The organism is Streptomyces pathocidini (assembly GCF_001418495.1).
Taxonomy (GTDB): domain Bacteria; phylum Actinomycetota; class Actinomycetes; order Streptomycetales; family Streptomycetaceae; genus Streptomyces; species Streptomyces pathocidini.
The window spans coordinates 1-24,607 of record NZ_LIQY01000167.1 but is presented as its reverse complement, the minus strand read 5'-3'; the positions used below and the strand labels follow the sequence as shown (position 1 = coordinate 24,607).

Below are 24,607 nucleotides of genomic sequence, written 5' to 3'. Positions count from 1 at the left end.
GAGCTGCCGGTCGCGACCGGTGAGCGCATCCACGACCGGATCGAGTTCCGCGAGCTGTTCGAGTCGCAGGCCGCCGACATCATCCAGCCGGACGTCGGGCACATCGGCGGCATCCTGGAGACCCGGAAGCTGGCGGCAACGGCCGAGACCCACTACATGCTGGTCGCTCCGCACAACGTCGGCGGGCCCGTGCTGACCGCCGCGTCCCTCCAGCTCGCGGGCTGCACGCCCAACTTCAAGATCCTGGAGCACTTCAACGACTTCGCGGACGCGGAGATCAAGAAGGTGGTGAAGGGGGCGCCGCAGGTCGGTCCGGACGGCTGCTTCGAGCTGCCGGACGCGCCCGGGCTCGGCGTCGAGCTCGACACCGACGCGGCGGCCGAATTCCCCCAGCAGCAGGCCCGGTTCGACCTGTGGGCGGATGGCTGGGAGCGGCGGAACCCCTCCGGGGCGGGACAGTGACCCCCGTGAGTGCGGCCTGTTCGGCACCGCCGAACTCCGACGTCCCGCGCCGTGCCGGCGCGGCGGGCGAGATTTTCCGGGAACTGCCGTGAGTGGCCTGAAGCGCGCCCTGCTCCTCGACGCGCCGGGTGAGTACCGCATCATCGATCACGTCCCCGAGGCTCCGCGGGCCGGGCAGGCGCTGGTTCGGGTGTTCGCCGCCGGGATCTGCGGGAGTGACCGGGAGGTGCACGACGGGACCCGGCCCGCCGAGTATGTGAGCTATCCGCTCACCCCGGGGCACGAGTGGTCCGGGACGGTCGAAGCCGTCGGGGCCGGGGTGGACGGCGGGCTCGTCGGGCGGAAGGTGGTCGGCGAGGGGTTCCGCAACTGCCAGGTGTGCGAGCGGTGCCGGAACGGCGACACCTCCCTGTGCACCGGCGGCTACGACGAGACCGGGTTCACCCGGCCCGGCGCGTTCGCCGAGGCCCTCACCCTGCCCGCCAGGCTGCTGCACGTGCTCGACGACGGCGCCGACCTGCGCGCCGCGGCCCTCCTGGAGCCCTCCGCCGTCGTCGCCTCCGCCGCGATGATGGCGCGGGCGCAGCCCGGCGAGCGGATCGCGGTGGTCGGCGCGGGCACGCTCGGCCAGCTGGCCGTGCAGTTCCTGGCCGCCGCCTCCCCCGCCGAACTCCTCGTCGTGGACCCACGGTTGGAGCGGGCGGAGCAGGCCGTTCCGTTCGGGGCCACCGATGTCCTGCCGCCGCAGGACACGGCCGCGGTCGAGGGCTCGTACGACCTGGTGGTCGAGACCGCGGGCGCGCGCGGCAGCGCTGTCTCCGCCACCCGGCTGGCCCGCCGCGGCGGGCGCGTGGTGCTGACCGGGCTGCCCGAGCCGGGCGCCGAGGGCATCGACCCGATCGCGCTGGCGATGCGGCAGCTGACCGTGCGCAGCGTGTTCGGCGCCCCGTCGGCGGCCTGGGCGTACGCCGTACGGGCCTTCCGCACGGGTCTGTTGGATCCGGCGCCGCTGATCACGCATGAGTTCCCGCTGGAGGAGTACGCGCGGGCCATCGCGCTGGTCGGCAGCGGCGACCCGAAGGTCGGCAAGGTCCTGCTGCGGCTCTGACCGGCCGCCCCCAGCCATCGGCACGTACCGCAACGCCCGTACGACGTCCGAGATATCGAACCCGGAAGCCGAGGATACGTATGCCTGACCTGTCCCGAACCGCGCCCCAGGACGGCACGCCTCGCCGCCCCGGCGCCGCCGCGCTCGCGCGCCTCGGCGAGGCCCCGCCCGAGCCGGACCCCGGCGACGCCTCCCCGCACTCCTTCCCCGACGGCGGCAGTTGGCGCACCGAGATCCCCTCCGTCGAGGGTCCGGAGGCGCTCGCGGCCGTCCTGAAGGAGTCCGCGCGCCTGGAGGTGCCCGTGCACCGCGTCAGCCAGGGCAGCGGCGTGTGGATGCTCACCGACGACGAGATCACCGAGATGGTCGGGGCCTGCGCCGAGCGGGACATCGAGCTGTGCCTGTTCACCGGCCCGCGCGGCACCTGGGACATCGGCGCCGCCACCCGCACCCAGTCCGGCGGCGGCGGCCTGCGCGCCCGCGGCCACGACGCGGTCGCCGGCTGCGTGGAGGACGCGCTGCGCGCGACCCGGCTGGGCGTCAAGTGCCTGCTGGTGGCGGACGAGGGCGTGCTGTGGGCGCTCCACCGGCTACGCGCGCTGGGCGAGTTGCCCGCCGACACCACGTTCAAGGTGTCCGCCCTGGTCGGCCCGGTGAACCCCGCCTCGTACGCGGTGTGGGAGCGGCTGGGCGCCGACTCGCTCAACATCCCCTCCGACCTGACCCTCGCCCACCTCACCGAGATCCGCCGCGCCAGCCGCGCCCCGATGGACCTCTACATCGAGGCCCCGGATGACCTGGGCGGCTATGTGCGGATGTACGAGGCGGCCGAGCTGATCCGGCGCGGCGCCCCGCTCTACCTCAAGTTCGGCCTGAGCAAGACCCCCGGTATCTACCCCTACGGCGGCCACCTGCGCGACCTGACGCTGGCGAGCGCCCGCGAGCGGGTGCGCCGCGGCCGGCTCGTACTCGACCTGCTGGCCCGGCACGGTGCGGACGGCGGGATGTCGCCGCTCGGTTCGCGACTGCCGGGCGAGCTCCAGCGCTTCCCCCTCCCCGAGAGGAACTGACCCCCGATGAGCACCCGCACCACCCGTACCGCTCGCACCCGTACCATCCGCACCCTTCGCACCGCGGCGGCGGCCGCCGTGGCCGTCGCGCTGCTCGGTGGACTCACCGCCTGCGGCCAGGAGGCCAGGGGCGGCAGCCGCTACAAGGGCGAGGAGGGCAAGGGCGGCACTGTCGGCCTCGCCATGCCCACCAAGTCCTCGGAGCGGTGGATAGCCGACGGCAAGAACATGGCCGAGCAGTTCCAGGCCGCCGGCTACAAGACGGACCTCCAGTTCGGCGACGACAAGGTCGAGAACCAGGTCGCGCAGCTGGAGAACATGATCGCCAAGGGGCACCGGCTGCTGGTGATCGCCGCCATCGACGGCTCGGCGCTCACCGACGTGCTCCGCCGGGCCAAGGAGGCGGGCATCCCCGTGATCTCCTACGACCGGCTCATCCTGGGCTCCAAGAACGTCGACTACTACGCGTCCTTCGACAACGAGCAGGTCGGCGAGCTCCAAGGGCAGTACATCGTCGACCAGTTGAAGCTCGAGGACGAGAGCAGCGGCGGCCGGAAGTTCAACGTCGAGCTGTTCGCCGGATCACCGGACGACAACAACACCAAGTACTTCTTCGACGGCGCCATGAAGACCCTCCAGCCCTACATCGGGAAAGGGCAGCTGGTCGTCCGCAGCGGGCAGACGAAGCTGAACCAGGCGACCACCCTGCGCTGGGACGGCGGCACCGCCCAGAAGCGGATGGACGACCTCCTCAGCAAGAACTACGGGTCCGCCAAGGTCGACGCGGTCCTCTCCCCGTACGACGGCATCTCGATCGGCATCATCTCCGCGCTCAAGAGCGCCGGTTACGGCACCAAGAGCCAGCCGCTGCCGGTGGTCACGGGGCAGGACGCGGAGCTGGCCTCCATCAAGTCGATCATCAACGGCGAGCAGACGCAGACGGTCTTCAAGGACACCCGCAAGCTCGCCCGGCAGGCGGTGCAGATGGGCGACGCGGTCCTGAACGGCAAGAAGCCCGAGGTCAACAACACCAAGGACTACGACAACGGCCAGAAGGTCGTCCCGGCCTACCTGCTGAAGCCGGTCAGCGTCGACCAGTCCAACACCCAGCTGCTCGTGGACGAGGGCTACTACACGGCGGGGCAGCTCAAGTGACGGCGGCGACCACCGGGGCCCAGGAGGCCCAGGCCGTCCGGCCGATCCTGGAAATGCGCTCCATCACCAAGACCTTCCCCGGCGTCAAGGCCCTCTCGGACGTGCACCTGACCGTGCGGCCCGGCGAGATCCACGCGATCTGCGGCGAGAACGGCGCGGGCAAGTCGACGCTGATGAAGGTCCTCAGCGGGGTGCACGGGCACGGGAGTTACGAGGGCGAGATCCTCTTCGAGGGCGAGCCGGTCGCCTTCAGGGACATCCGCGCCAGCGAGAAGCGCGGCATCGTCATCATCCACCAGGAGCTGGCGCTCGTCCCGTACCTCTCGATCGCCGAGAACATCTTCCTCGGCAACGAGCACGCCACCCGCGGCGTCATCAGCTGGAACGAGACGCTCCGCAGCGCCGACCGGCTGATGAAGCGGGTCGGGCTGCCGGAGAAGCCGCAGACCCGGGTCGCCGACATCGGCGTGGGCAAGCAGCAGTTGGTGGAGATCGCGAAAGCGCTGTCCAAGGAGGTGAAGCTGCTCATCCTGGACGAGCCGACCGCGGCGCTCAACGACGAGGACAGCGGCAAGCTCCTCCAGCTCATCCTGGAGCTGCGCGAGCAGGGCATCGCGAGCATCATCATCTCCCACAAGCTCAACGAGATCCGGCACATCGCGGACTCGGTGACCATCCTGCGCGACGGCCGCACCATCGAGACACTGCCGGTGCGCGAAACCCCCTCCGCCGAGCCGGAATTGTCCGAGGACCGGATCATCCGAGGCATGGTCGGCCGCGATCTGGACAACCGCTTCCCCGACCGCACGCACTACGCGGGCGAGGACGCCGGGGAGACGGCCCTGTCGGTCACCGGCTGGACGGTCCGGCACCCGATCGACCACCAGCGCAAGGTCGTCGACGACGTCTCGCTCGAGGTGCGGCGCGGCGAGATCGTCGGCATCGCCGGGCTCATGGGCGCGGGCCGCACCGAGCTGGCGATGAACATCTTCGGGCGCTCGTACGGCATCCACGACGGCGGCACGGTCGCCGTCAACGGCCGCGAGGTGCAGACCCGCACGGTCCCCGACGCGGTCGGCCACGGCATCGCGTACGTCACCGAGGACCGCAAGACCTACGGGCTCAACCTCATCGACAACATCAACCGCAACATCTCGCTGGCCTCGCTGCCCGGGTTCACCCGGCGCGGTGTGGTGGACGAGCACGAGGAGCGGCGGGTCGCCGAACACTTCCGGAAGTCGATGAACATCAAGGCGCCCACGGTCTTCGAACAGGTGCAGCGGCTCAGCGGCGGCAACCAGCAGAAGGTCGTGCTGAGCAAGTGGATCCACGCCGGCCCCGAGGTGCTGATCCTGGACGAGCCGACCCGGGGCATCGACATCGGCGCGAAGTACGAGATCTACACCGTCATCGACGAACTCGCCGCACAGGGCAAGGCCGTGCTCTTCATCTCCTCCGAGCTGCCCGAGCTGCTGGGGATGTGCGACCGGATCTACACGATGGCGGCGGGGCGGCTGACCGGTGAGATCGCCCGCGAGGACGCCACCCAGGAAGTCCTGATGCGCCACATGACCATGGACAGAAGCTGAGGCCCCACCCATGACCACCACGACCACTCGCTCCTCCGCGCCGTCCCCGGCGCCCTCCCCCGCGCGGTCCGCAGGTGAGCTGCTGCTGGCGGGCCTGCGCAACAACATGCGGCAGTACGGCATGCTCGTCGCGCTGGCGCTGATCGTCGTGCTGTTCCAGATATGGACCGACGGCACGCTGCTGCTGCCGAACAACGTGTCCAACCTGGTGCAGCAGAACAGCTACATCCTGATCCTGGCCATGGGCATGATGATCGTCATCATCGCGGGCCATATCGACCTGTCCGTCGGCTCGTTGGCCGCGTTCGTCGGCGCCCTGGCCGCCGTGATGATGGTCAAACACGACATGCCGTGGGCCCTGGCACTGGTCCTGTCACTGCTGATCGGCGCGGCTGCCGGAGCCTGGCAGGGCTTCTGGATCGCGTACGTCGGCATCCCGTCGTTCATCGTGACGCTCGCGGGCATGCTGCTCTTCCGCGGCGCGACACAGATCGTGCTGGAGGGCCAGTCCATCGCCCCCTTCCCGAAGGGGTTCCAGAACATCGCGCAGGGCTTCATCCCGGAGATGGGCCCGTACACGCAGTACCACAACCCGACGCTGCTGATCGGGCTCGCCGTGGTCGCCGTCATCCTCTTCCAGGAGTGGCGCGACCGGCGCCGGCAGACCGCGTACGAGCTGGACGTGCTGCCGTTCAACCTCTGGCTGCTGAAGTGCGCCGCCATCGTCGCCGCGGTCGTCGCCTTCACCCTGACCCTGGCCAGCTACCACGGTGTGCCGGTGGTGCTGCTCATCCTGTGCGCGCTGCTGATCGGGCTCGGCTTCGTGATGCGCAACGCGGTGGTCGGCCGCCATGTCTACGCGCTGGGCGGCAACAAGGCCGCGGCGAAGCTGTCGGGCGTGAAGGACAAGCGGGTCACGTTCCTGGTGTTCGTGAACATGGGCGTCCTGGCCGCACTGGCGGGCTGCGTCTACGCGGCGCGGCTGAACGCGGGCACACCGCAGGCGGGCATCAACTTCGAGCTGGAGGCCATCGCCGCGGCCTTCATCGGCGGCGCGTCGATGAGCGGCGGCGTGGGTACGGTGCTGGGCGCGATCATCGGCGGCCTGGTGCTCGGTGTGCTCAACAACGGCATGTCACTGGTCGGCATCGGCACCGACTACCAGCAGGTGATCAAGGGGCTGGTGCTGCTGGCCGCGGTCGGCTTCGACGTGTGGAACAAGCGGAAGGTGGGGTCGTAGAGGGCCCGTCCCTCCTCGGACAGCGGGGCTCGCGGGTGGCTTTCGCCGCCTGCGGGCCCTTTGCTGTGCGGGCCCTTTGCTATGCGGGCCCTTTGCTATGCGGGCGCGCGGGTCACACGTAGACGTAGGCGCCGGGCACGGTGGTGCTGCCGCCGGTCGTGGTGAGCGAGATGGTCACCGCTCCCGTCGCTTGGGCCGGGGTGAGGACCGCGAGGCGGGTGGAGGTCAGACCATAGAAGAACGTGGCCGGGGTGACGCCGAACGTCACGCTCGTGACCGTGGAGACGCCCGAGGCCGTCGTCAGATCGGTGCCCGTGATGTCGACCATCTGGCCGCCCGCTGCCGGACCGACGAGCGGGGTGAAGCTGGCGGCAGTCGGCGGATCCACGAAGCCGAAGACCAGGTTGTCGAAGAGCCCGCCGGGGGTGGAGACGGTCAGCACGACATCACCGGCCGCGGTTGCGGGGGTGACGACGGTGATCTCGCTGTCGCTCACCACGGTGGGCGCGACAGGGGTCCCGCCGAAGTCGACGGAGGTGGCGCCGGAGAGCCCGCTTCCCCTGATGGTGATGGTGTCCCCGCCGGCCACAGCTCCGGAATCCGGCTCGACCGAGGTCACGACCGGGGACTTGAGATAGAAAAATGACAGTGGGGTACTGGTTCCCGCCGATGTGGTCACCGTGGTGTCGACGGCTCCGCATCCCGAAGGGGAGGTGACCGTGACCGACGTCGGCGTATTGCCGGTGATCGTGGCCAGTTCCTCGCCAAAATGCACCGCCGTCGCGTTAGCCAGATTCGTTCCAGTGATGGTGACGGTGTCTCCGCCACCGGTGGCACCCTGATTCGGAGTGATCGGCATGTTCTTTCCTCCGTCGTGCGGTCAGAGGTGGGTTGCCGGGGGAAATACCCGAATTCAGGGGGCACCAAGCAGGAATCAGCGGGCAGGGCGGGCGTAGATTCCCAGGTCCAGACGGTGTACCCCGAGTTCACGAAGCGATCGGGCGCGAACTCTTCATCGCGCCCGGAATGCCCTGCCGGGGCGCCGGGTTCGCACCGCGTACGCCGAGCTCATCCGCCCCGATCGTGCTACGTCCGCAGCCCGCCGACGTGACGTTCACCAGGCGAGAGCCGACGTGCCTTCGCCGGCTTCAGCGCCCGCGAATCCGGGCGCCGGCGCGCTACGCCCGCCGGGACGTTGTCTCCGATCAGCGCCACGTTCTGGATGGTCGCAAGGCCGTACTGCGCCGTCGCGTTGGGGGAGACCCCGGCGCCCTCGTCCGCCGGGTTCAGCACGTCCGGCCCCGTCAGAGGCTCCGCCTTCCAGGGTCAGGGCTTCGCCTTCCAGGGCAGGGACGGCAGGTATGCGTGGGCCGGGGGGTGAGGTCTCGCGCCTGGCCCGGACCTCGCGGAATACTTCCGCCCCATGACGTCCACGCGATGGAAACCCGCCCGCGTACGCCTCCTGGCCGCCCTCATCGCCGTCTGCGCGCCCCTGGCCATGACCACCCCGGCGGCCGCGGCACCGGGCACGCCACCATCCGATCCGGCGGTAGCGGAACCGGGCGCGTCCGGATCGACACCGCCTGACGCCCGCGAGCTCGGCGTCGAGGAGCAGCGCCTGGCGAAGGCCACGCCGCAGGAGATCCTCCGCCGCAGTGGATTCGACGCGGCGGTCGGGGAGTTCACGCGGGCGCTGAACGGCGTACGGGAGTACGGGGACGCCGCGCGGCTCGGCGAGCGGTCCGGGGAGCGGCTGTGGCGGCGGGCCGTCGACCGTGCGCAGGGGCGCGGGCCCGCGGGCGGGGACCTGAGCCGGGACGACGACCGGCCGCTGTACTGGGCGCGGCTCGCCATGACCAAGTCGCTGCGCGCATGGGCGCCGTCGTTCGACCTGCCGGAGTCCCGGCGCTCCGCGCTGATCGCCCGGTTGGAGCGGTCCTCACGCGGCCAGACCTCGATCGGCCTGCCGGCCGGACGGCACGTCAGGCGGATCGTGGTGACGGGCTTCGACCCGTTCCGGCTGGACGCCGACATCCGGCGCAGCAACCCCTCGGGCGCCGCCGCACTCGCCCTCGACGGCACGACGATCCTCACGGCCTCGGGCCCGGCCCGGATCGAGACCTCCGTCTTCCCGGTCCGCTGGGCGGACTTCGCGCAGGGAACGGTGGAGCGGACGCTGCTGCCGCACTTCCGGAGCGGCCCCCGGCAGGTCGACCTGTTCACCACGGTCAGCCAGGGGCGGATCGGCCGGTTCGACGTCGAGCGCTTCAACGGGGCCTGGCGGGGCGGCTCCGCGGACAACGCGAACCTGTCCCGCACGGAGAGTGTCCCGATTCCGGCAGGCGTGCCGACCGTCCACCCGCAGCCGCAGTGGACGCTGACCGGCCTGCCGTACGGGAAGATCGTGGCCGCCGGTACCGGGCCGTTCCCGGTGTACGACAACACCTCCGTGACAGAGATCCCGGCGGGTGCCACCGAGCCGGTGGACCGGGCGGACGGGCCGACCCCGGGGTCCGCTGCCCGCGCGGGCGGTGGGGGCGACTACCTGTCCAACGAGATCGCGTACCGCGCTACCCTCCTGCGTGACGCGCTGCGCCTGCGCGTGCCGGGCGGCCATCTGCACACGCCCGTCCTGGAGTTCGGCCCGGGCAACACCGACCCGGCGACCGGCGTGATCACCGACCCGGACTTCGTCCGCAACCGTCTGGGGATCACGGAGCAGGTGCGGGAAGTGCTACGCGTGGCGGCGGGGACGCTGGGCTGACGCCGACGGCGGCTGGTCGAGGACAGCGGTCGAGGCGGCGCGATGACCCCCGTCGCGCTCCGCTATTCCAATACACCGCAGAGAGGCAAAAGGTTCCCGGCCTTTCCACAGCCTCCGTCCCGGCTGTCGACGTCCCGGCGTCTTGGTGCCTTGGCGCCTCGGCGCGGACCCTCATCCGGCCTCAACCGCCGTTCGACGCCGCCGCGTTGGCGACCTCACCGTCCGCCGGGGCCGACTTCGCGAGATCGCCGCTGCCCTGCTCGCCCACGAGGTCGCGGGCCAGAAGGGTCGCGCCCGCTACGGCGCCGGGCATCAGGAAGACGGCCACCAGCGGCAGCAGGAACAGCAGCGCCAGCGGTACCCCGAAGCCGAGGGCGAGCGTCCTACGGCCACGCAGCAGCGCGAGGCGCTCGGTGAGGCGTACGCGCCGGCGCTGGAGGGCCACGGCGGTCAGTTCCTCGGCCAGGAAGAAGCCCGACACGCAGAAGCCGATGACCGGGACGACCGTCTGGCCGACGACCGGGATGAAGCCGAGGCCGAAGAGCAGCACGCCGTAGACCGCTACCCGTACGAGGACGGACAGGCTGTCCACCGCCGAGATCAACAGCTCGCGCCAGAGCGGGAGTCCGGACTCGGGGGCCGTGCCGTCCTCGGCGATGTCGACCTGCTCGGAGAGCGACTCGTAGAAGGGCTGGCCGATCAGCAGGGTGGCGGCGGTGAAGGTGACGACGGCGAGGAGGAGGCCGAAAGCGAAGACAAGCGCGGTGAGGAAGCCGCGGAAGAGCCCCTGCCAGGGCGAGCCCCAGCCGTCGGCGAACGGCGTGGCCCAGGCCGTCAGATCGTCCGCCCCGAAGCCGAGGCCGATGAGTGCTCCGGCGTACAGCACCAGCGTCACGAGCCCGGGCAGCAGCCCGAACCCCCACCAGCGCCCGTGCTGGGCAACCCAGCGCTGGCCCTTCATGAAGTAGCCGAAGCCTGCCCCGAGATCACGCATGAGGCGAGCCTAATGGCCGGCACCGACAGGGCTGTCGCCGGTGCCGTTCCCCGCGCGGAGGCGCGGGGAACGGCGGCACCCCCGGCACCCCGCCGCCCGTCAGGGCGGCACAAGGGCGACGGGCCGGACCGCGGCTCAGACGACGCCGAGATCCACCTTGATGTTTCCGCGCATGGCGTTGGAGTACGGGCAGACCTGGTGCGCCGCCTCGATCAGTTCCTCGGCGGTGGCACGGTCGACGTTCGGAATCGAGACCCGGATGGCGACCTCGATGCCGAAGCCTCCGGCCTCGGTCTTGCCCAGACCGACCTTGGCGGTCACGCGGGAGTCGGAGATGTCGGCCTTCCGCTGCCGGGCGACAACACCGAGCGCGCCCTGGAAGCAGGCGCTGTAGCCGGCGGCGAAGAGCTGCTCCGGGTTGGTCCCGGCGCCGCTTCCGCCCAGCTCCTTCGGCGGGTTGACGACCACGTCGAGCTTGCCGTCGTCCGAGGCCACCCGGCCGTCGCGGCCGTTCTCGGCAGTGGCGACCGCGGTGTAGAGGACGTCTATGGACTGGATGGACATCTGGAGATCCTCCTGGTTTTCGCACACGAGCGTGCGTCCGCCGCGACTCGCGCCCACGATCGCGACGGCTCGGTCACGAGCCTAACCACCCTCCGCAAGGGGGCGGTCGGGCGGTCAGTCGCCGAGGGCGACGACCATCTTCCCGGTGTTCTCGCCGCGCAGCATGCCGAGGAACGCGTCGACGGCGTGGTCGATCCCTTCGACCGTGGTTTCGCGGTACTTGAGCTCACCGGAGCGGATCCAGCCGGACACCTCCCGTACGAACTGCGGCTGGAGCGCGGCGTGATCGCTGACGAGCATGCCCTGCAGGCGGAGCCGCTTGCCGATGACGAGGGCGAGGTTGCGCGGCGCGGGGGTGGGTTCCGTGGCGTTGTACTGCGCGATCATGCCGCAGATGGTGGCGCGGCCATGCAACTTCAGGGAGCCGATCGCCGCTTCCAGGTGTTCGCCGCCGACGTTGTCGAAGTAGACGTCGATGCCGTCGGGGGCGGCGTCCTTGAGCTGCTGGGCCACCGGCCCGTTCTTGTAGTTGAAGGCGGTGTCGAAGCCGTACTCCTCGACCAGGACCCGGACCTTCTCGTCCGAGCCGGCGCTGCCGATGACCCGCGACGCGCCCTTCAGCTTGGCGATCTGGCCCACCATGCCGCCGACCGCGCCCGCCGCGCCGGAGACGAAGACGGAGTCGCCCTCCTTGAAGGAGGCGACCTCCAGCAGTCCTGCGTAAGCGGTCAGGCCCGGCATGCCGAGGACGCCGAGGTAGGCGGAGAGCGGGGCGAGTTCGGGGGCGACCTTGGTAGCGTGCCGCCCGTCGAGCAGCGCGTACTCGCGCCAGCCGAGGCCGTGCACCACGTGGTCCCCCGGCGCGATCCCCTCGGCGTTCGAGGCGATGACCCGGCCGACGGCGCCGCCGTCCATGGGGCGGTCCAGCTGGAACGGCGGCACGTACGACTTCACGTCGTTCATCCGGCCGCGCATGTACGGATCCACGGACATGTGGGTGTTACGGACCAGCAGCTGCCCCGGGCCGGGCTCGGGGACCTCCGCCTCGCGGAGGGCGAAGTCCTCCGGCTTGGGCCAGCCGTGCGGGCGGGCGACGAGATGCCACTCGCGACCGGTCTTCGGAAGTGCGGACTCGGACATGCTGCGGGGCCTCCTTCTGCCGCGCCGACTGCTTCAGCGCGGCGATGTTTCATGTACTGAAACAACCATGCGCCTGGATGTTTCATGTTGTCAAGCAAACCGGTAACCTGGATTTCATGGCCTCCCGCAGCGACCCCCTGACCCTCGAAGTCGTCGAGTTGATCGGCACTGTCGTGGCGCGCTACTACGAGGAGTACGAGGACGTCGCCGCCAAGCACTCCCTTACCGGCGCGCAGGCGCGGGTGCTGGGACTCCTGTCCCATGAGCCGATGCCCATGCGCCGGATAGCGCATCGGCTGAAGTGTGAGCCGTCGAACATCACCGGGATCGTCGACCGCCTGGAGGCCCGCGGCCTGGTCGAGCGGCGCCCGGATCCGGCGGACCGCCGCGTCAAGCTCGCCGCCCCCACGGACGACGGCCGCGCGACCGCCGCCCGGCTCCGCGACTCCCTCGGCTTCGCCCGGGAGCCCCTGGCCGAGCTGACCACGGTCGAGCGCACGCTGCTCAGGGACCTGCTGCGGAGAATGCTCGGCGAGGAGGAGTAGGACCGCCCGCCGCCGGGGTCCGGGACCACGCGGAAGGGTGTCCGGGAAACGGCCGCTAGCCCGCGAACGCCTGCTGGGGCAGGCCCTGTCCGGCGTCCGGCAGGACGAGGAGCGAGCCCGCGAGCGGGTGCGGCGTGTGGCCGACTCTGGCCGAGGTGACGTACAGGTCCGTCTGGCCCGCGCCGCCGAACGCGCAAGCGGTGGGCCGGAGTACGGGGAGTTCGACCGTACGGTCGAGGGTGCCGTCGGGCGCGTAGCGGCGGATCGCGGCGCCGTCCCAGAGGGCCACCCAGACGCAGCCTTCGGCGTCCACGCACAGGCCGTCGGGCCAGCCCGCCCCCTCTTCCACGGTGGCGAACGGACGGCGTCCGGTGACACCGCCGCGATGGCCGTCGGCGGCCGTGTCGCCGTCCAGGACGTCGAAGACGTCGATACGCCGGGTCGGGGTGTCGATGTAGTACATCAGGCGGCCGTCCGGGCTCCAGCCGATGCCGTTGCTGACCGTGACGTCGTCCAGCACACCGACCGCCGTGCCGTCGGGGTGGATCCGGCTCAGCGTGGCGCCGCCCGCCGTCTCGTCGTAGGACATCGTGCCTGCCCACAGGGAGCCGTCCGGGGCGACGGCCGCGTCATTGCCGCGGCGCCCCTGAACCGGGTCGTGGACCAGCCACGAGAAGCCGCCGTCCGCGGCGTAAAGGCCCACGCCGTCCCGGAGGTTGACCACAAGACCGCCACCGGCGCGCGGCTTCGCGGCGCCGACGTGCTGCTCGGTGGGCAGGACCGTGCGGCGGTCGGTCGCGGGGTCGTAGCCGTGGACGCGGGAGGAGAGGATGTCGACCCATATCAGGCGGCCGGTCTCCGGGTCCCAGGTCGGCCCTTCGCCGAGCTCGGCGGCGGCCCGCACGGCGACCTCGGGCCGCATCACCGGCTTCCGCCCACCCGCCGGCTTCCGCCCACCCGTCGCTTCCGGGCGGCCCGCGGCGCTCACGCCTGCCCCCGGAACCCGAGGCGGACCGACAGCTCGCTTGCGCCCTTGACCACCAGTTCCTCCAGTTCGGCCCGGCGTTCCTCGCTCCAGCGGATCGTCGGGACGGAGATGCTCAGCGCCGCGACGACCGCCCCGGCCGAGTCCCGTACAGGAGCGGCCACACAGTTCACGTCGGGGTTCGACTCGCGCTCCTCGACGGCGATGCCGCGCTCGCGGATCTCCGCGAGGTGGCGCCGCAACTCGCTCGGCGAGGTGATGCTGTTGCCGGTCATCGCGGCCAGCGGCAGGTCGTCGGGCAGCCGCTCCTCGAGCACGGGTCCGGGGAGGGAGGCCAGGAGCATCTTGCCGACCGAGGTGCAGTGGGCGGGCAGCCGGCGGCCGGCCGCGGACACCATGCGCACGGCGTGGGTGCTGTCCACCTTGGCGATGTAGATGACGTCGGTGGATTCGAGGATCGCGACGTGCACGGTCTCGCCGCAGGTCTCGGCGACGCTCGCAGCCACCTCCCGTCCCTCGGCCGCGAGGTCGAGCTGCTCGGCGTAGCGGCTGCCGAGTTGGTACGGGCGCACGCCGAGCCGGTAGCGGCCGGGCTGCTCCGCGACCGGTACGAGGTAGTTGCGGGCCGCGAGGGTGGTGACCAGCTCGTGGACGGTGGTGCGGGGTAGTTGGAGCCTGCGGGTGATGTCGGGTGCGGAGAGCGTGCCGTCGCCCTCCAGGAAGAGCTCGAGTATGTCCAGAGCCCGGGTCACCGCGGGTACGAGTCGTCCCATGGCCGCTCGCCCACCCCTCTCGCCGCACGGCGTTCCGCCGACCGTCTGACTGTCTCCGCACCTTCCCGCCGATCGTTCGAAACTTCGATCAATGGCCGGAATGGCGAACGCAGCGTATCCGCGGGTGACTTCCGCGGGCAATGGGTTCGGCGGACCTTCGACCGGCCTGCGATGGAACCTCACGGCGAGCTGCGGTGTACATACAGCAGACGGCGCTCACGGGGAGCGTCCACCGGCGAGGGGAGGGTGTCATGACGGTGCCGCGGGTGCGGACTTCAGCTGCACCACCACAGGAACTTCGTACACGTGGGCTCGGGCTCGGGTTCGGGCTGCGGCGGAGGCTGGCTGGAGACGGGAGGCTGCGGGTCCGGCTGAGCGGGGGACTCGGCAGGGGGCTCGGGCGGTTCGGAGACCGAGCCGGAGGCCGTGGCGGTGGGCTCGGCGGAGCCGTCCTTCCCGTCTTCGTCGTCCTTCTTCTTCTCGTCTTTCCCCTTGCTCTTCTTCTTGCCGTCGCCTTCCTTGCCCCGAGCGTCCCCGTTCCTGGGGTGCTCGCTCCCGGACGGCCGCGCACCGCCCGACCCGTCGTTCGCGGAAGAGGGGCCGGCGCTGCCCGATCCGCCCGTCGCACCGGAGTCCTGACCGCTGCCAGACCCTCCGGACGCGGGCGTCGAGGACTCGTCCTGAGACGAAGGGGAGTTGAAGGTGTGGTCGGTCGCGACCTCTGCCACGGTCAGGCCGACGAGCGCGACGCCGAGCACCGAGGCGGCTATGGCGATCCGTCGACCGCGGCCCCGGCGCGCTCGCCGCCCGCGCGGGGCCACCCTGCGGTCTCCTCCTCGGCGGCCACCGGCGGCCTGGCGGTCGCGCTCGGCGCGCCGGTCGGCTCGGCGACCGGCGACGGGTGTCGCGACGGATTCCGGATCAACGCGTCGCCCCTCGGGCGCGGTCGGCTCGGGCGCGGGCGCCAGGTCCTCGATGGGCGTGCCGCACCCGGGGCAGGACAGGGCCCCATTGAGATGCCGCCGGCAGAGAGAGCAGTAGTACATCGCGTCCGCAGGCTATGGGGCGATGGATAACGATTCGAGCGGCCCAGTGTGAGGATTTCATGTCGGCCGGCGCGGCGAGATGACGGCAAACGACGGATAGGCAGACAGATGCGGACTGATCGCGCGTGTCCCCCGACCCCATCCGGCCACTGCCAGGATGGCATCCATGAGTACGACGCCAGAACCCGCCCCTGCCGAGGACCCCACCTCCGGCCCATTGGCGTTCCAGCTCGTCCTGCTGCGGCGGATGGCCGACCACCAGCCGGGCCTGGTCGAGGACGCGCTGCGCGAACTCGGCGTCGGCAAGGCGGAGATGAGGGAGGCCAACCGCCGCTGGCAGGCCATGGTCCACTCCCCGCGGGCGCGCGGTGCGGCACGGCGCTACCGGTCGGTGCTCGGCGGGCCCGAGGAGATCCTGCGCCGCAGGATCGGCGACCTCGACTGCGAGGCGCTGCGCTGGCCCGTACCGCTGTGGCCGGATCTGCGTTTCGAGGTACTGACCGCGCCGGGCGGCCACGTCTGGAACGAGTGGCTGGTGCGGGCGCCCGGAGCACCGGGGCCCGCGCTCCGTACGGTCGAGGACCTGCGCCCGTGGTCGTGCACGGTGGACGAGGTGGCGCGAGCCTTCGCTCCCGCCAGACCGATGGAGGGCACCGCGCCGACCCGCTGGCGACTCGCGCTCACCGCACCGGACGCGAGCGGCAAACGGGCCGAGCACATGGCGGAGTTCACCTGGGGACTGCTCCAGCGCCTGGACCCGTGACAACCGAAGGGGACGCGAGGGCAACCGGAATTCCCCCGGAGAGGACTTTCGTCCCTCCCGCCACTCGTTTTCCCTCCCCATGATGGGAGTTGTAAGGAAGAACCCAAAAAGCACCTTATGGGTGGATACGCCACCCGATAGAAGGGGAAAGCATGCTGCTGACGCACCACCACCGGTTCCGCCGGGCCGCCCGACGGCCCCAGGGCCTCGCCCTCGCCGCGATAGGCACCGGCCTCGCCGCCTCCCTGCTTCTCGCGGCCCCGGCCCATGCGGTGGCCTCGGACGCCAAGGACACGACGACCGCCACACAGCGGGCTGATGCGGGCCACCAGTCGGCCGCGCAGCACGTCAGGGCGCTCGCGCGACTGGCCGCCGAGCGCGTCCTGACCGCCGATCAGGTCGCAGCGTCGAAGTGGATCTCGGGCGCGCCCATCGAAGACCCGGAGCGCGAGCAGCAGGTCCTTGACGCGATGGACGCCGAAGCCCAGCGCCTGGGCATCGACCGTGCCACGGTCCAGCGGGTCTTCCGGGACCAGATGGAGGCCAACAAGTACGTCCAGCGCCAACTGCACGACCGGTGGCGCGAGAACCCGGCGGAGGCGCCCACCATGGCGCCGGACCTGACGGAGATCCGGGAGGAGATCAACCGGATCAACATCGCGTTGCTGTCCGCGATCCAGGGGGCGCAGCCACTGCTGTCCAAGCCGCAGTGCTCGGGCGTCCGAGAGATGGCGTACCGGACGGCCGTCCATGAGCTGCGCCTTGATGCCCTCCACAAGCAGGGGCTGCGGCGTGCGCTGACCGGCCTGTGCGCCAACTCCTAGTCCGCAAGGGCAGAACAATGGCGGAGTGCCGACTTCAGGCCGTACGAGCAGGCCATCTCTTCGACGGCCGCGCTGTGCGGGGAGCGGGCACGGTGCTCATCGGGGGAGGACGGATCCTCGATGTGGACACCACCTGGACCGCTCCCCCGTGTACGGCCTTCGGCCGGCTCCGCCACGCGGAGCCGGCCGCCTCACGTGAACGAGGTCCCGATGCCCCATCGGACAAGGCTCCGGAGGCCGACAACGACGGACCGGACGAGGAATTGCGTCCCGCCGCGTGACCGGCGTCCCGAATGTGTCCTGTCGATCATGGACCATGATCGGGACGGGCCGCCGAGGTCCCGTCGAATCTGCGCTTCGACAGCTTAAGAAGCCGGTCGGAATGGGTCTGCCCCGGTGGCAAGTGGTGGGGCGGCTGGGACTCGAACCCAGGACCGACGGATTATGAGTCCGCTGCTCTAACCGGCTGAGCTACCGCCCCGTAACGGCGTGCCGCGCACCGCGTGCGCGCCGTCTGCCGCAGCATAGCTGCTCATACGATCTGCCGCCCGTGTGGGTAGCAGGCGCCTCACCTGGGGGACATCCGTCATGGGTGCCGCGGTTCCCGATTCCGTGACGCCATGAAAAAAAGGCCCCTCGACCGGGGCCCTTCGTCAGGCGCTCCCCCGACTGGACTCGAACCAGTAACCTGCCGGTTAACAGCCGGCTGCTCTGCCAATTGAGCTACAGGGGACTGCTCCGCTCGGACCTCCCACCGGTTCCCCGGGGGCGGTGCCTCGCTGCGAGCAATACATTAGCGCATGCCAGGGGGTGCTCCGAAATCGGTAACCGCGATGGTGAGCGCGTGGGCGCCCGCCCGGCGGGGCACGCGCACACCAGGAGCCCAGCAGCATCGAGGAAGGGTGGAAGCCATGCGGTACCGGCTCACGTTCGTCACGGGTCTGGCGGTCGGTTTCGTGCTGGGGGCGCGAGCCGGCCGGGAGCGGTACGAGCAGCTGCGCAAGTCCGCGCGGCAGGTCGCCCAGAATCCGGCCGTCCGCAACGCGGCCGAGGCCGCCGCGACGAACGGCCGCCGCGCCGCGGTCAAGGCGGTGGACACGGTCGGCGCCAAGATGAACGGCCACCTGCCGGCCGGGGTGGCCGACCGCGTCCGCTCCCTGCGCGAGCACCGCGCCCCGGGCGAGGACGACTGGGGCACCACCAACACCTGAGCCGATCCGGGCTCGGGACGGCCCGCCCCACGTGATCACGATCACCTCGCACGGAGGCTTGCCGACCCGGCCGCCCCCGCCATGCGGCATCATCTGTTCGCATGGGGATAGTCGCCGGTCTGGACAGCTCGTCCGAGTACACACGCATCGTCGTCTGCGACACCGACACCGGTGCCGTGCTCAGGCAGGGGTACGCGCCGCACGCCGCCGAAGCCGAGGGTGACGGCGCGGCCAAGCGGACCGAGATCGATCCGCAGGCCTGGCTGATGTCCCTCGGCGAGGCCGCCACCGGCGGGGTCCTGGAGGGTGTGCAGGCCATCGGGGTCTCCGCACAGCAGCACGGGCTGCTGGCACTGGACGCCGAGGGCTCCCTCGTACGGCCCGCGCTGCTGGGCAACGACAAGCGGGCGCAGTCCGCGGCCGCCGATCTGGTCGACGCGCTGGGCGGGCGCGCGGCGTGGGCCGACGCCGTGGGGACCGTGCCGACGGCGGCGCAGCCGGTGGCGAAGCTGCGCTGGCTGGCGCGGAACGAGCCGGAGGCGGCGCAGCGCACCGCCGGGGTGCTCCAGCCGCACGACTGGCTGGTGTGGCAGCTGCTCGGGCGGCCCGCGCGGCGCACCACCGACCGGGGCGGCGCCTCGGCGACCGGCTACTGGTCGGCGGCGACCGAGGCCTACCGGCCGGATCTCGTCGAGCTGGCGCTCGGCCACCAGGTGGCGCTGCCCGAGGTGCTCGGGCCCGCCGAGCCCGCCGGGACGACGCCCGAGGGGCTGCTGATCTCGGCCGGTACGGGCGAGACGATGGCCGCGTCCTTCGGGCTCGGGGTCGGCATCGGCGACGCGGTGGTGTCGCTCGGCGCCTCCGGTTCGATCTTCGCGGTCCACCACGAGGCGCTGGCCGACTCCACCGGAACGATCACTTCCTTCGCGGACGCGACGGGCATGCACCTGCCGGTCGTGCACACGCTCAACGCCGTACGCGTGCTGCGCGGCACCGCCGAGCTGCTGGGCACCGACCTGGACGGGCTCTCGGAGCTGGCGCTGAAGTCGACGCCCGGTGCGCACGGGCTGGTGCTGCTGCCGTACCTGGAGGGCGAGCGCACCCCTCATCTGCCGCACACCGCGGGCACGTTGGCGGGTCTGCGGCGGGAGAGCATGAAGGCCGAGCACCTGGCGCGGGCCTCGTTCGAGGGCATGCTGTGCGGGCTCGCGGACGCGCTGGACGTGCTGCGCGGGCGCGGGGTCGCGGTGCGGCGGGTCTTCCTGCTGGGGGCGGCCGCCGAGCTGCCGGCCGTGCAGGCCGTGGCGCCCATGCTCCTCGGCGCCCAGGTGGTCGTGGTGCGGGCGGCGGACTACGCGGCGATCGGCGCGGCCCGGCAGGCCGCGTGGGCGCTCGGCGTCGCGCAGGGCACTCTCTCCCCGCAGCAGCCGCCGGTCTGGCAGGGCGCCGCCGCCCAGCTGTTCGAGCCGAGCGAGGACGAGGTGCCGGTGGGCCAGGCCGTGCGGCAGCAGTTCGGGGCGGTACGGGAGCAGACGCACCCCGGGGCCTTCGCATCCGGCGGGTGACCCCGGAATCGCGGCCCGTCGGGCCGCGGGGAACCCCGGCGGATAAAGTCCCCCGGCACCGGAATGGGAGCCCGTCTCCCGCTGTTCCGGAAATGGTTTGACCTCAACCGGGGTTGAGGCCGCAGGCTGGCAACCGCCGATGTGCGGCACGCGTCTCCTTCAGGGCGCGTGCGTGCCACGTACTCAAGAGAGTGTCTTCGTGCTGATCCGACTCCTCCGGGCCTACCTGGCCCCGTACAAACGACCTATATCCCTGCTCGTGCTGCTCCAGCTGGTGCAGACGATCGCCACGCTCTACCTGCCCACCCTCAACGCGGACATCATCGACAACGGTGTCGTCCAGGGGGACACGGGCTACATCCTGCGGTTCGGCGGCTTCATGATCGCCGTCAGTCTGCTGCAGGTCGCCGGCAACGTCGGCGCCGTCTACTTTGGCGCCCGCACCGCCTCCGCGCTCGGGCGGGACGTGCGGGCCGCCGTCTTCGAGCGGGTGCAGAGCTTCTCGGCCCGCGAGGTGGGCCGGTTCGGGGCCCCCTCGCTGATCACCCGCACCACCAACGACGTCCAGCAGGTACAGATGCTGGTGCTGATGACGTTCACGCTCATGGTCTCGGCGCCGATCATGTGCGTGGGCGGCATCGTCATGGCGCTGGGCCTGGACGTGCCGCTCTCGGCAGTGCTGCTGGCCGTCGTGCCCGTCCTCGGCATCTCGGTCGGCCTGATCGTCCGGCGGCTGCGGCCGCTGTTCCGGACCATGCAGGAGCGGATCGACACGGTCAACCGGGTGCTGCGGGAGCAGATCACCGGCAACCGCGTGATCCGCGCCTTCGTCCGCGACGACTACGAGCAGAAGCGTTTCGGCCGGGCCAACACCGAGCTGACCGATGTGTCGCTGTCCACCGGCCGGTTGATGGCGCTGATGTTCCCGACCGTGATGACGGTGGTGAACCTCTCCAGCATCGCGGTGGTCTGGTTCGGCGCGCACCGGATCGACAGCGGCGGGATGGAGATCGGCGCGCTGACCGCCTTCCTCGCCTACCTAATGCAGATCGTGATGGCCGTGATGATGGCCACCTTCATGTTCATGATGGTGCCGCGCGCCGAGGTGTGCGCCGAGCGCATCGAGGAGGTGCTGGACACCGCCTCCAGTGTGGTGCCGCCCGCCGCGCCGGTAACCGGGCTGGCCCGCCACGGCCATCTGGAGGTCCGCGGCGCGGGCTTCCGCTACCCCGGCGCCGAGGCCCCGGTGCTGCACGCGGTCGGCCTGACCGCCCGGCCCGGCGAGACCACGGCCGTCATCGGCTCGACCGGCAGCGGCAAGTCGACCCTGCTGGGGCTCGTACCGCGGCTGTTCGACGCGACGGACGGGCAGGTGCTGGTCGACGGCGAGGACGTGCGCACCCTGGACCCGGCGCTGCTGGCCAGGACGGTCGGCCTGGTGCCGCAGAAGCCGTACCTCTTCTCCGGCACGGTCGCCACCAACCTGCGGTACGGGCGGCCCGAGGCCACCGACGAGGAGCTGTGGCACGCCCTGGAGGTGGCCCAGGCCAAGGAGTTCGTCACCGCGCTGGAGGGCGGGCTCGACGCGCCCATCGCACAGGGCGGGACCAACGTCTCCGGCGGGCAGCGGCAGCGGCTCGCGATCGCCCGCACGCTGGTGCAGCGCCCGGAGATCTACCTCTTCGACGACTCCTTCTCAGCCCTGGACTACGCGACGGACGCGGCGCTGCGGGCGGCCCTGTCGCGCGAGACGGCGGAGGCGACCGTGGTGATCGTGGCCCAGCGGGTGGCCACCATCCGCGAGGCCGACCGGATCCTGGTCCTGGACGAGGGCCGGGTCGTGGGCAGCGGCACCCACCACGAGCTGATGGCGGGCAACGAGACCTACCGGGAGATCGTCCTCTCCCAGCTGACCGAGGCGGAGGCGGCGTGAGCGGCGGACCGATGGGGCGCATGATGGGCGGCGGGCCCGCCCCGCACACGATGGACTTCAAGGGCTCCGGCAAGCGCATGCTGGGCCAGTTCCGGCCCGAACGGACCACGCTGTACGGGATGTTGGCGGCGGTCGTGGGCAGCGTCGCGCTGTCGGTGGCCGGCCCGAAGATCCTCGGCGACGCCACCGACCTGGTGTTCGCCGGCATCGTCGGCAGGCAGCTGCCCGAAGGGATCACCAAGGAGCAGGCGCTGGAGGGCCTGCGGGCGAAGGGCGACAGCGGGATCGCCGACATGCTCTCGGGCACGAACTTCACGCCGGGCCAGGGCATCGACTTCGGCGCCGTGGGCTCGGTCCTGCTGGTCGCGCTGGTGATCTTCCTGGCCTCGGGGCTGCTGATGCTGGTGGCGACCCGACTGTCCAACCTGACGATCAACCGGACAGTGCTCCGGCTGCGCGAGCAGGTGCAGACGAAGCTGTCGCGGCTGCCGCTGTCGTACTTCGACCGGCAGAAGCGCGGCGAGGTCCTCAGCCGGGCCACCAACGACATCGACAACATCGGGCAGACGCTGCAGCAAACGATGGGCCAGCTCATCAACTCGCTACTGACGATCATCGGTGTGCTGGTGATGATGTTCTGGATCTCCCCGCTGCTGGCGCTGGTCGCGCTGGTGACGGTGCCGCTGTCGGCGGTCGTGGCCACGCGGGTGGGCAAGCGGGCGCAGCCGCAGTTCGTGCAGCAGTGGAAGTCCACGGGCAAACTGAACGCGCACATCGAGGAGATGTACACCGGGCACACGCTGGTGAAGGTCTTCGGGCGCCAGGAGGAGTCGGCGGCGGCCTTCCGGGAGCAGAACGAGGAGCTCTACCAGGCCGGTTTCAAGGCGCAGTTCATCAGCGGGTCCATGCAGCCGCTGATGATGTTCATCAGCAACCTCAACTACGTGCTGGTGGCGGTCGTCGGCGGGCTGCGGGTGGCCTCCGGGACGCTGTCGATCGGCGACGTGCAGGCCTTCATCCAGTACTCCCGCCAGTTCTCGATGCCGCTGACGCAGGTCGCCTCGATGGCCAACCTGGTGCAGTCCGGGGTCGCCTCCGCCGAGCGGATCTTCGAGCTGCTGGACGCGGAGGAGCAGTCGCCCGAACCGGCCTCCCCCGAGCGGCCGGTGGCCTCGGAGGGCAAGGTCGCGCTGGAGAAGGTGTCGTTCCGCTACGAGCCGGACAAGCCGCTGATCGAGGACCTGTCGCTGTCGGTGGAGCCCGGCCAGACGGTCGCCATCGTCGGCCCGACCGGCGCGGGCAAGACGACGCTGGTCAACCTCCTCATGCGGTTCTACGAGGTGAGCGGCGGCCGGATCCTGCTGGACGGAGCGGACACCGCGCGGATGTCCCGCGAGGAACTGCGCTCCGGCATCGGCATGGTGCTCCAGGACACCTGGCTGTTCGGCGGCACGATCGCGGAGAACATCGCGTACGGGGCGCCATCGGAAGGTGCGGCGCGAAGCACCTCCGGCAAGGGTGGCGGCGGGCGACGGGTGGGCGTGACGCGCGAGCAGATCGAGGAGGCGGCGCGGGCGGCCCACGCGGACCACTTCGTCCGGGCCCTGCCCGACGGCTACGACACGGTGATCGACGACGAGGGGTCGGGGGTCAGCGCGGGCGAGAAGCAACTGCTCACCATCGCGCGGGCGTTCCTGTCCGACCCAGTGATCCTGGTGCTGGACGAGGCGACCAGCTCGGTGGACACCCGTACCGAGGTGCTGATCCAGAAGGCGATGGCGCGGCTCAGTCACGGGCGGACCAGCTTCGTCATCGCGCACCGGCTCTCCACGATCCGGGACGCGGACGTGATCCTGGTGATGGAGAACGGGTCGATCGTGGAGCAGGGGTCGCACGAGACGCTGCTGGCCTCGGGCGGGGCGTACGCGCGGCTGTACGCGGCGCAGTTCGCGCAGGCGGTCGCCGAAGTGGACTGATGTCCCGGGCCCTTGGAGCGGTCCTCGAAGCGGTCCTCGAAAGCCGGGCGGGCTGGTGTTCTCCAGCCCGCCCGGTTCGTCTCCGGTCCGGTCCATCCCCGGCCTCAGTCCAGGTAGCCGCGCAGCTGGTCGGCGAAGGCGTGGTCGCGCAGCTTGCCGAGGGTCTTGGACTCGATCTGCCGTATCCGCTCACGCGTCACGCCGAAGATCCGGCCGATCTCCTCCAGGGTGCGCGGCCGCCCGTCGGCCAGCCCGTACCGCAGCTGTACGACCTTGCGCTCGCGCTCGCCGAGCGTGGACAGCACGGCCTCCAGATGCTGGCGCAGCAGCAGGAACGCGGCGGACTCGGCGGGCGAGGCGGCGTCGCCGTCCTCGATGAGGTCGCCGAGCGCCACGTCCTCCTCCTCGCCGACCGGGGCGTGCAGCGACACCGGTTCCTGTGCCAGCCGCAGCACCTCGCCGACCCGCTCCTCGGGGAGGTCGAGCTCGGCCGCGACCTCCTCCACGGTGGGTTCGTAGCCGCGCTCCTGGAGCATCCGCCGCTGGACCCGGACGACCCGGTTGATCAGCTCGACCACGTGGACGGGGACGCGGATCGTCCGGGCCTGGTCGGCCAGGGCGCGGGACATGGCCTGGCGGATCCACCAGGTCGCGTAGGTGGAGAACTTGTAGCCGCGCGCGTAGTCGAACTTCTCAACGGCTCGGATCAGGCCGAGGTTGCCCTCCTGGACGAGGTCGAGCATGGTCAGCCCGCGGCCGACGTACCGCTTGGCGACGGAGACGACGAGCCGGAGGTTGGCCTCGATGAGGCGGCGCTTGGCCATGCGGCCGATGACCACCAACCTGTCGAGGTCCACGGCGAGTCGGTGGCCGAGGTCGTCGAGGTCGGCGGTGTCGGCC

The 24,607-nt window shown here is 71.1% G+C and carries 22 protein-coding genes, 2 tRNA genes and 1 pseudogene; 14 read left to right on the top strand and 11 right to left on the bottom strand.

Annotation, left to right across the window (positions count from 1 at the left end; translation table 11 throughout):
• The 6 genes from AOK16_RS10185 to mmsB all read left to right on the top strand — a co-directional run.
• A partial coding sequence (locus AOK16_RS10185) for an enolase C-terminal domain-like protein (RefSeq protein WP_276202487.1) occupies positions 1–462 on the top strand: 462 nt, incomplete at its 5' end.
• A 97-nt stretch (positions 463–559) separates the two neighbouring features.
• A complete protein-coding gene (locus AOK16_RS10180) occupies positions 560–1,570 on the top strand; it encodes a zinc-dependent alcohol dehydrogenase (protein ID WP_107098310.1) in 1,011 nt (336 codons plus the stop codon).
• An 80-nt stretch (positions 1,571–1,650) separates the two neighbouring features.
• Positions 1,651–2,640: a hypothetical protein gene (locus AOK16_RS10175; RefSeq protein ID WP_055471923.1), complete on the top strand. Its 990-nt coding sequence runs from the start codon at positions 1,651–1,653 to the stop codon at positions 2,638–2,640.
• 6 nt (positions 2,641–2,646) lie between these two features.
• Positions 2,647–3,795, top strand: coding sequence for a multiple monosaccharide ABC transporter substrate-binding protein (gene chvE, locus AOK16_RS10170; RefSeq protein ID WP_055471922.1), 1,149 nt, complete (start codon positions 2,647–2,649; stop codon positions 3,793–3,795).
• Between the two features lie 53 nt (positions 3,796–3,848).
• Entirely contained in the window at positions 3,849–5,384 is a 1,536-nt protein-coding gene (gene mmsA, locus AOK16_RS10165) for a multiple monosaccharide ABC transporter ATP-binding protein (protein ID WP_055471926.1), read from the top strand.
• A gap of 10 nt (positions 5,385–5,394) precedes the next feature.
• A complete protein-coding gene (mmsB, locus tag AOK16_RS10160; protein ID WP_055471921.1) occupies positions 5,395–6,624 on the top strand; it encodes a multiple monosaccharide ABC transporter permease in 1,230 nt (409 codons plus the stop codon).
• 112 nt (positions 6,625–6,736) lie between these two features.
• Here the strand turns inward: mmsB and AOK16_RS10155 are convergent, their stop codons facing one another.
• The gene (locus tag AOK16_RS10155) at positions 6,737–7,483 is read right to left on the bottom strand and encodes an IPT/TIG domain-containing protein (RefSeq protein ID WP_055471920.1); all 747 of its coding nucleotides are present in this window, start codon (positions 7,481–7,483) and stop codon (positions 6,737–6,739) included.
• A 227-nt stretch (positions 7,484–7,710) separates the two neighbouring features.
• Positions 7,711–7,935: pseudogene (locus tag AOK16_RS28130) on the bottom strand (exo-rhamnogalacturonan lyase family protein); the annotation flags it as partial.
• Between the two features lie 112 nt (positions 7,936–8,047).
• Here AOK16_RS28130 and AOK16_RS10145 point away from each other — a divergent pair.
• Complete coding sequence (locus AOK16_RS10145; RefSeq protein ID WP_055471918.1) at positions 8,048–9,388, top strand: C15 family peptidase; 1,341 nt, start codon at positions 8,048–8,050, stop codon at positions 9,386–9,388.
• 181 nt (positions 9,389–9,569) lie between these two features.
• Here the strand turns inward: AOK16_RS10145 and AOK16_RS10140 are convergent, their stop codons facing one another.
• From AOK16_RS10140 to AOK16_RS10130, 3 genes are all read right to left on the bottom strand, one after another.
• Entirely contained in the window at positions 9,570–10,382 is an 813-nt protein-coding gene (locus tag AOK16_RS10140; protein WP_079101224.1) for an EI24 domain-containing protein, read from the bottom strand.
• Positions 10,383–10,517: 135 nt separating this feature from the next.
• Positions 10,518–10,946, bottom strand: coding sequence for an organic hydroperoxide resistance protein (locus tag AOK16_RS10135; RefSeq protein WP_055471917.1), 429 nt, complete (start codon positions 10,944–10,946; stop codon positions 10,518–10,520).
• A gap of 114 nt (positions 10,947–11,060) precedes the next feature.
• Positions 11,061–12,086, bottom strand: a complete 1,026-nt coding sequence (locus tag AOK16_RS10130) for an NADP-dependent oxidoreductase (protein ID WP_055471916.1) — start codon at positions 12,084–12,086, stop codon at positions 11,061–11,063.
• Between the two features lie 116 nt (positions 12,087–12,202).
• Between AOK16_RS10130 and AOK16_RS10125 the strand changes: the two genes are divergently transcribed.
• A complete protein-coding gene (locus AOK16_RS10125) occupies positions 12,203–12,631 on the top strand; it encodes a MarR family winged helix-turn-helix transcriptional regulator (protein WP_055471915.1) in 429 nt (142 codons plus the stop codon).
• A gap of 55 nt (positions 12,632–12,686) precedes the next feature.
• Here the strand turns inward: AOK16_RS10125 and AOK16_RS10120 are convergent, their stop codons facing one another.
• From AOK16_RS10120 to AOK16_RS10110, 3 genes are all read right to left on the bottom strand, one after another.
• Positions 12,687–13,553, bottom strand: a complete 867-nt coding sequence (locus tag AOK16_RS10120; protein ID WP_055471914.1) for an SMP-30/gluconolactonase/LRE family protein — start codon at positions 13,551–13,553, stop codon at positions 12,687–12,689.
• 62 nt (positions 13,554–13,615) lie between these two features.
• Positions 13,616–14,389 (bottom strand): IclR family transcriptional regulator, encoded by a 774-nt coding sequence (locus AOK16_RS10115; RefSeq protein WP_055471913.1) that lies wholly within the window; start codon positions 14,387–14,389, stop codon positions 13,616–13,618.
• A 275-nt stretch (positions 14,390–14,664) separates the two neighbouring features.
• Positions 14,665–15,435, bottom strand: coding sequence for an SCO2400 family protein (locus AOK16_RS10110; RefSeq protein ID WP_420865376.1), 771 nt, complete (start codon positions 15,433–15,435; stop codon positions 14,665–14,667).
• A 166-nt stretch (positions 15,436–15,601) separates the two neighbouring features.
• On the opposite strand from AOK16_RS10110, the gene AOK16_RS10105 reads away from it, so the two are divergent.
• Both AOK16_RS10105 and AOK16_RS10100 read left to right on the top strand, forming a co-directional pair.
• Positions 15,602–16,198, top strand: a complete 597-nt coding sequence (locus tag AOK16_RS10105) for a hypothetical protein (protein WP_107098308.1) — start codon at positions 15,602–15,604, stop codon at positions 16,196–16,198.
• 152 nt (positions 16,199–16,350) lie between these two features.
• A complete protein-coding gene (locus AOK16_RS10100; RefSeq protein WP_055471910.1) occupies positions 16,351–17,022 on the top strand; it encodes a chorismate mutase in 672 nt (223 codons plus the stop codon).
• 404 nt (positions 17,023–17,426) lie between these two features.
• Here the strand turns inward: AOK16_RS10100 and AOK16_RS10095 are convergent.
• A tRNA-Ile gene (locus AOK16_RS10095) sits at positions 17,427–17,503 on the bottom strand.
• 179 nt (positions 17,504–17,682) lie between these two features.
• Positions 17,683–17,755 (bottom strand) — tRNA-Asn (locus AOK16_RS10090).
• A 178-nt stretch (positions 17,756–17,933) separates the two neighbouring features.
• On the opposite strand from AOK16_RS10090, the gene AOK16_RS10085 reads away from it, so the two are divergent.
• From AOK16_RS10085 to AOK16_RS10070, 4 genes are all read left to right on the top strand, one after another.
• Entirely contained in the window at positions 17,934–18,233 is a 300-nt protein-coding gene (locus AOK16_RS10085; RefSeq protein WP_055471909.1) for a hypothetical protein, read from the top strand.
• Between the two features lie 101 nt (positions 18,234–18,334).
• Positions 18,335–19,798, top strand: coding sequence for an FGGY family carbohydrate kinase (locus AOK16_RS10080; RefSeq protein ID WP_055471908.1), 1,464 nt, complete (start codon positions 18,335–18,337; stop codon positions 19,796–19,798).
• Positions 19,799–19,997: 199 nt separating this feature from the next.
• A complete protein-coding gene (locus tag AOK16_RS10075; protein WP_055471907.1) occupies positions 19,998–21,731 on the top strand; it encodes an ABC transporter ATP-binding protein in 1,734 nt (577 codons plus the stop codon).
• Positions 21,732–21,751: 20 nt separating this feature from the next.
• Positions 21,752–23,707 (top strand): ABC transporter ATP-binding protein, encoded by a 1,956-nt coding sequence (locus AOK16_RS10070; protein ID WP_107098309.1) that lies wholly within the window; start codon positions 21,752–21,754, stop codon positions 23,705–23,707.
• Positions 23,708–23,811: 104 nt separating this feature from the next.
• Here AOK16_RS10070 and AOK16_RS10065 read toward each other — a convergent pair.
• Positions 23,812–24,607: sigma-70 family RNA polymerase sigma factor (locus tag AOK16_RS10065; RefSeq protein WP_107098307.1), on the bottom strand; the 796-nt coding region annotated here is incomplete at its 5' end.

Bases quoted from the DNA above. Each gene is read 5' to 3' on its own strand.
- AOK16_RS10175 (WP_055471923.1), top strand. From the start codon at position 1,651: ATGCCTGACCTGTCCCGAACCGCGCCCCAGGACGGCACGCCTCGCCGC.
- chvE (WP_055471922.1), top strand. From the start codon at position 2,647: ATGAGCACCCGCACCACCCGTACCGCTCGCACCCGTACCATCCGCACC.
- mmsA (WP_055471926.1), top strand. From the start codon at position 3,849: ATGCGCTCCATCACCAAGACCTTCCCCGGCGTCAAGGCCCTCTCGGAC.
- mmsB (WP_055471921.1), top strand. From the start codon at position 5,395: ATGACCACCACGACCACTCGCTCCTCCGCGCCGTCCCCGGCGCCCTCC.
- AOK16_RS10155 (WP_055471920.1), bottom strand. From the start codon at position 7,483: ATGCCGATCACTCCGAATCAGGGTGCCACCGGTGGCGGAGACACCGTC.
- AOK16_RS10145 (WP_055471918.1), top strand. From the start codon at position 8,048: ATGACGTCCACGCGATGGAAACCCGCCCGCGTACGCCTCCTGGCCGCC.
- AOK16_RS10140 (WP_079101224.1), bottom strand. From the start codon at position 10,382: ATGCGTGATCTCGGGGCAGGCTTCGGCTACTTCATGAAGGGCCAGCGC.
- AOK16_RS10135 (WP_055471917.1), bottom strand. From the start codon at position 10,946: ATGTCCATCCAGTCCATAGACGTCCTCTACACCGCGGTCGCCACTGCC.
- AOK16_RS10130 (WP_055471916.1), bottom strand. From the start codon at position 12,086: ATGTCCGAGTCCGCACTTCCGAAGACCGGTCGCGAGTGGCATCTCGTC.
- AOK16_RS10125 (WP_055471915.1), top strand. From the start codon at position 12,203: ATGGCCTCCCGCAGCGACCCCCTGACCCTCGAAGTCGTCGAGTTGATC.
- AOK16_RS10120 (WP_055471914.1), bottom strand. From the start codon at position 13,553: ATGCGGCCCGAGGTCGCCGTGCGGGCCGCCGCCGAGCTCGGCGAAGGG.
- AOK16_RS10115 (WP_055471913.1), bottom strand. From the start codon at position 14,389: ATGGGACGACTCGTACCCGCGGTGACCCGGGCTCTGGACATACTCGAG.
- AOK16_RS10110 (WP_420865376.1), bottom strand. From the start codon at position 15,435: ATGTACTACTGCTCTCTCTGCCGGCGGCATCTCAATGGGGCCCTGTCC.
- AOK16_RS10105 (WP_107098308.1), top strand. From the start codon at position 15,602: ATGAGTACGACGCCAGAACCCGCCCCTGCCGAGGACCCCACCTCCGGC.
- AOK16_RS10100 (WP_055471910.1), top strand. From the start codon at position 16,351: ATGCTGCTGACGCACCACCACCGGTTCCGCCGGGCCGCCCGACGGCCC.
- AOK16_RS10085 (WP_055471909.1), top strand. From the start codon at position 17,934: ATGCGGTACCGGCTCACGTTCGTCACGGGTCTGGCGGTCGGTTTCGTG.
- AOK16_RS10080 (WP_055471908.1), top strand. From the start codon at position 18,335: ATGGGGATAGTCGCCGGTCTGGACAGCTCGTCCGAGTACACACGCATC.
- AOK16_RS10070 (WP_107098309.1), top strand. From the start codon at position 21,752: ATGATGGGCGGCGGGCCCGCCCCGCACACGATGGACTTCAAGGGCTCC.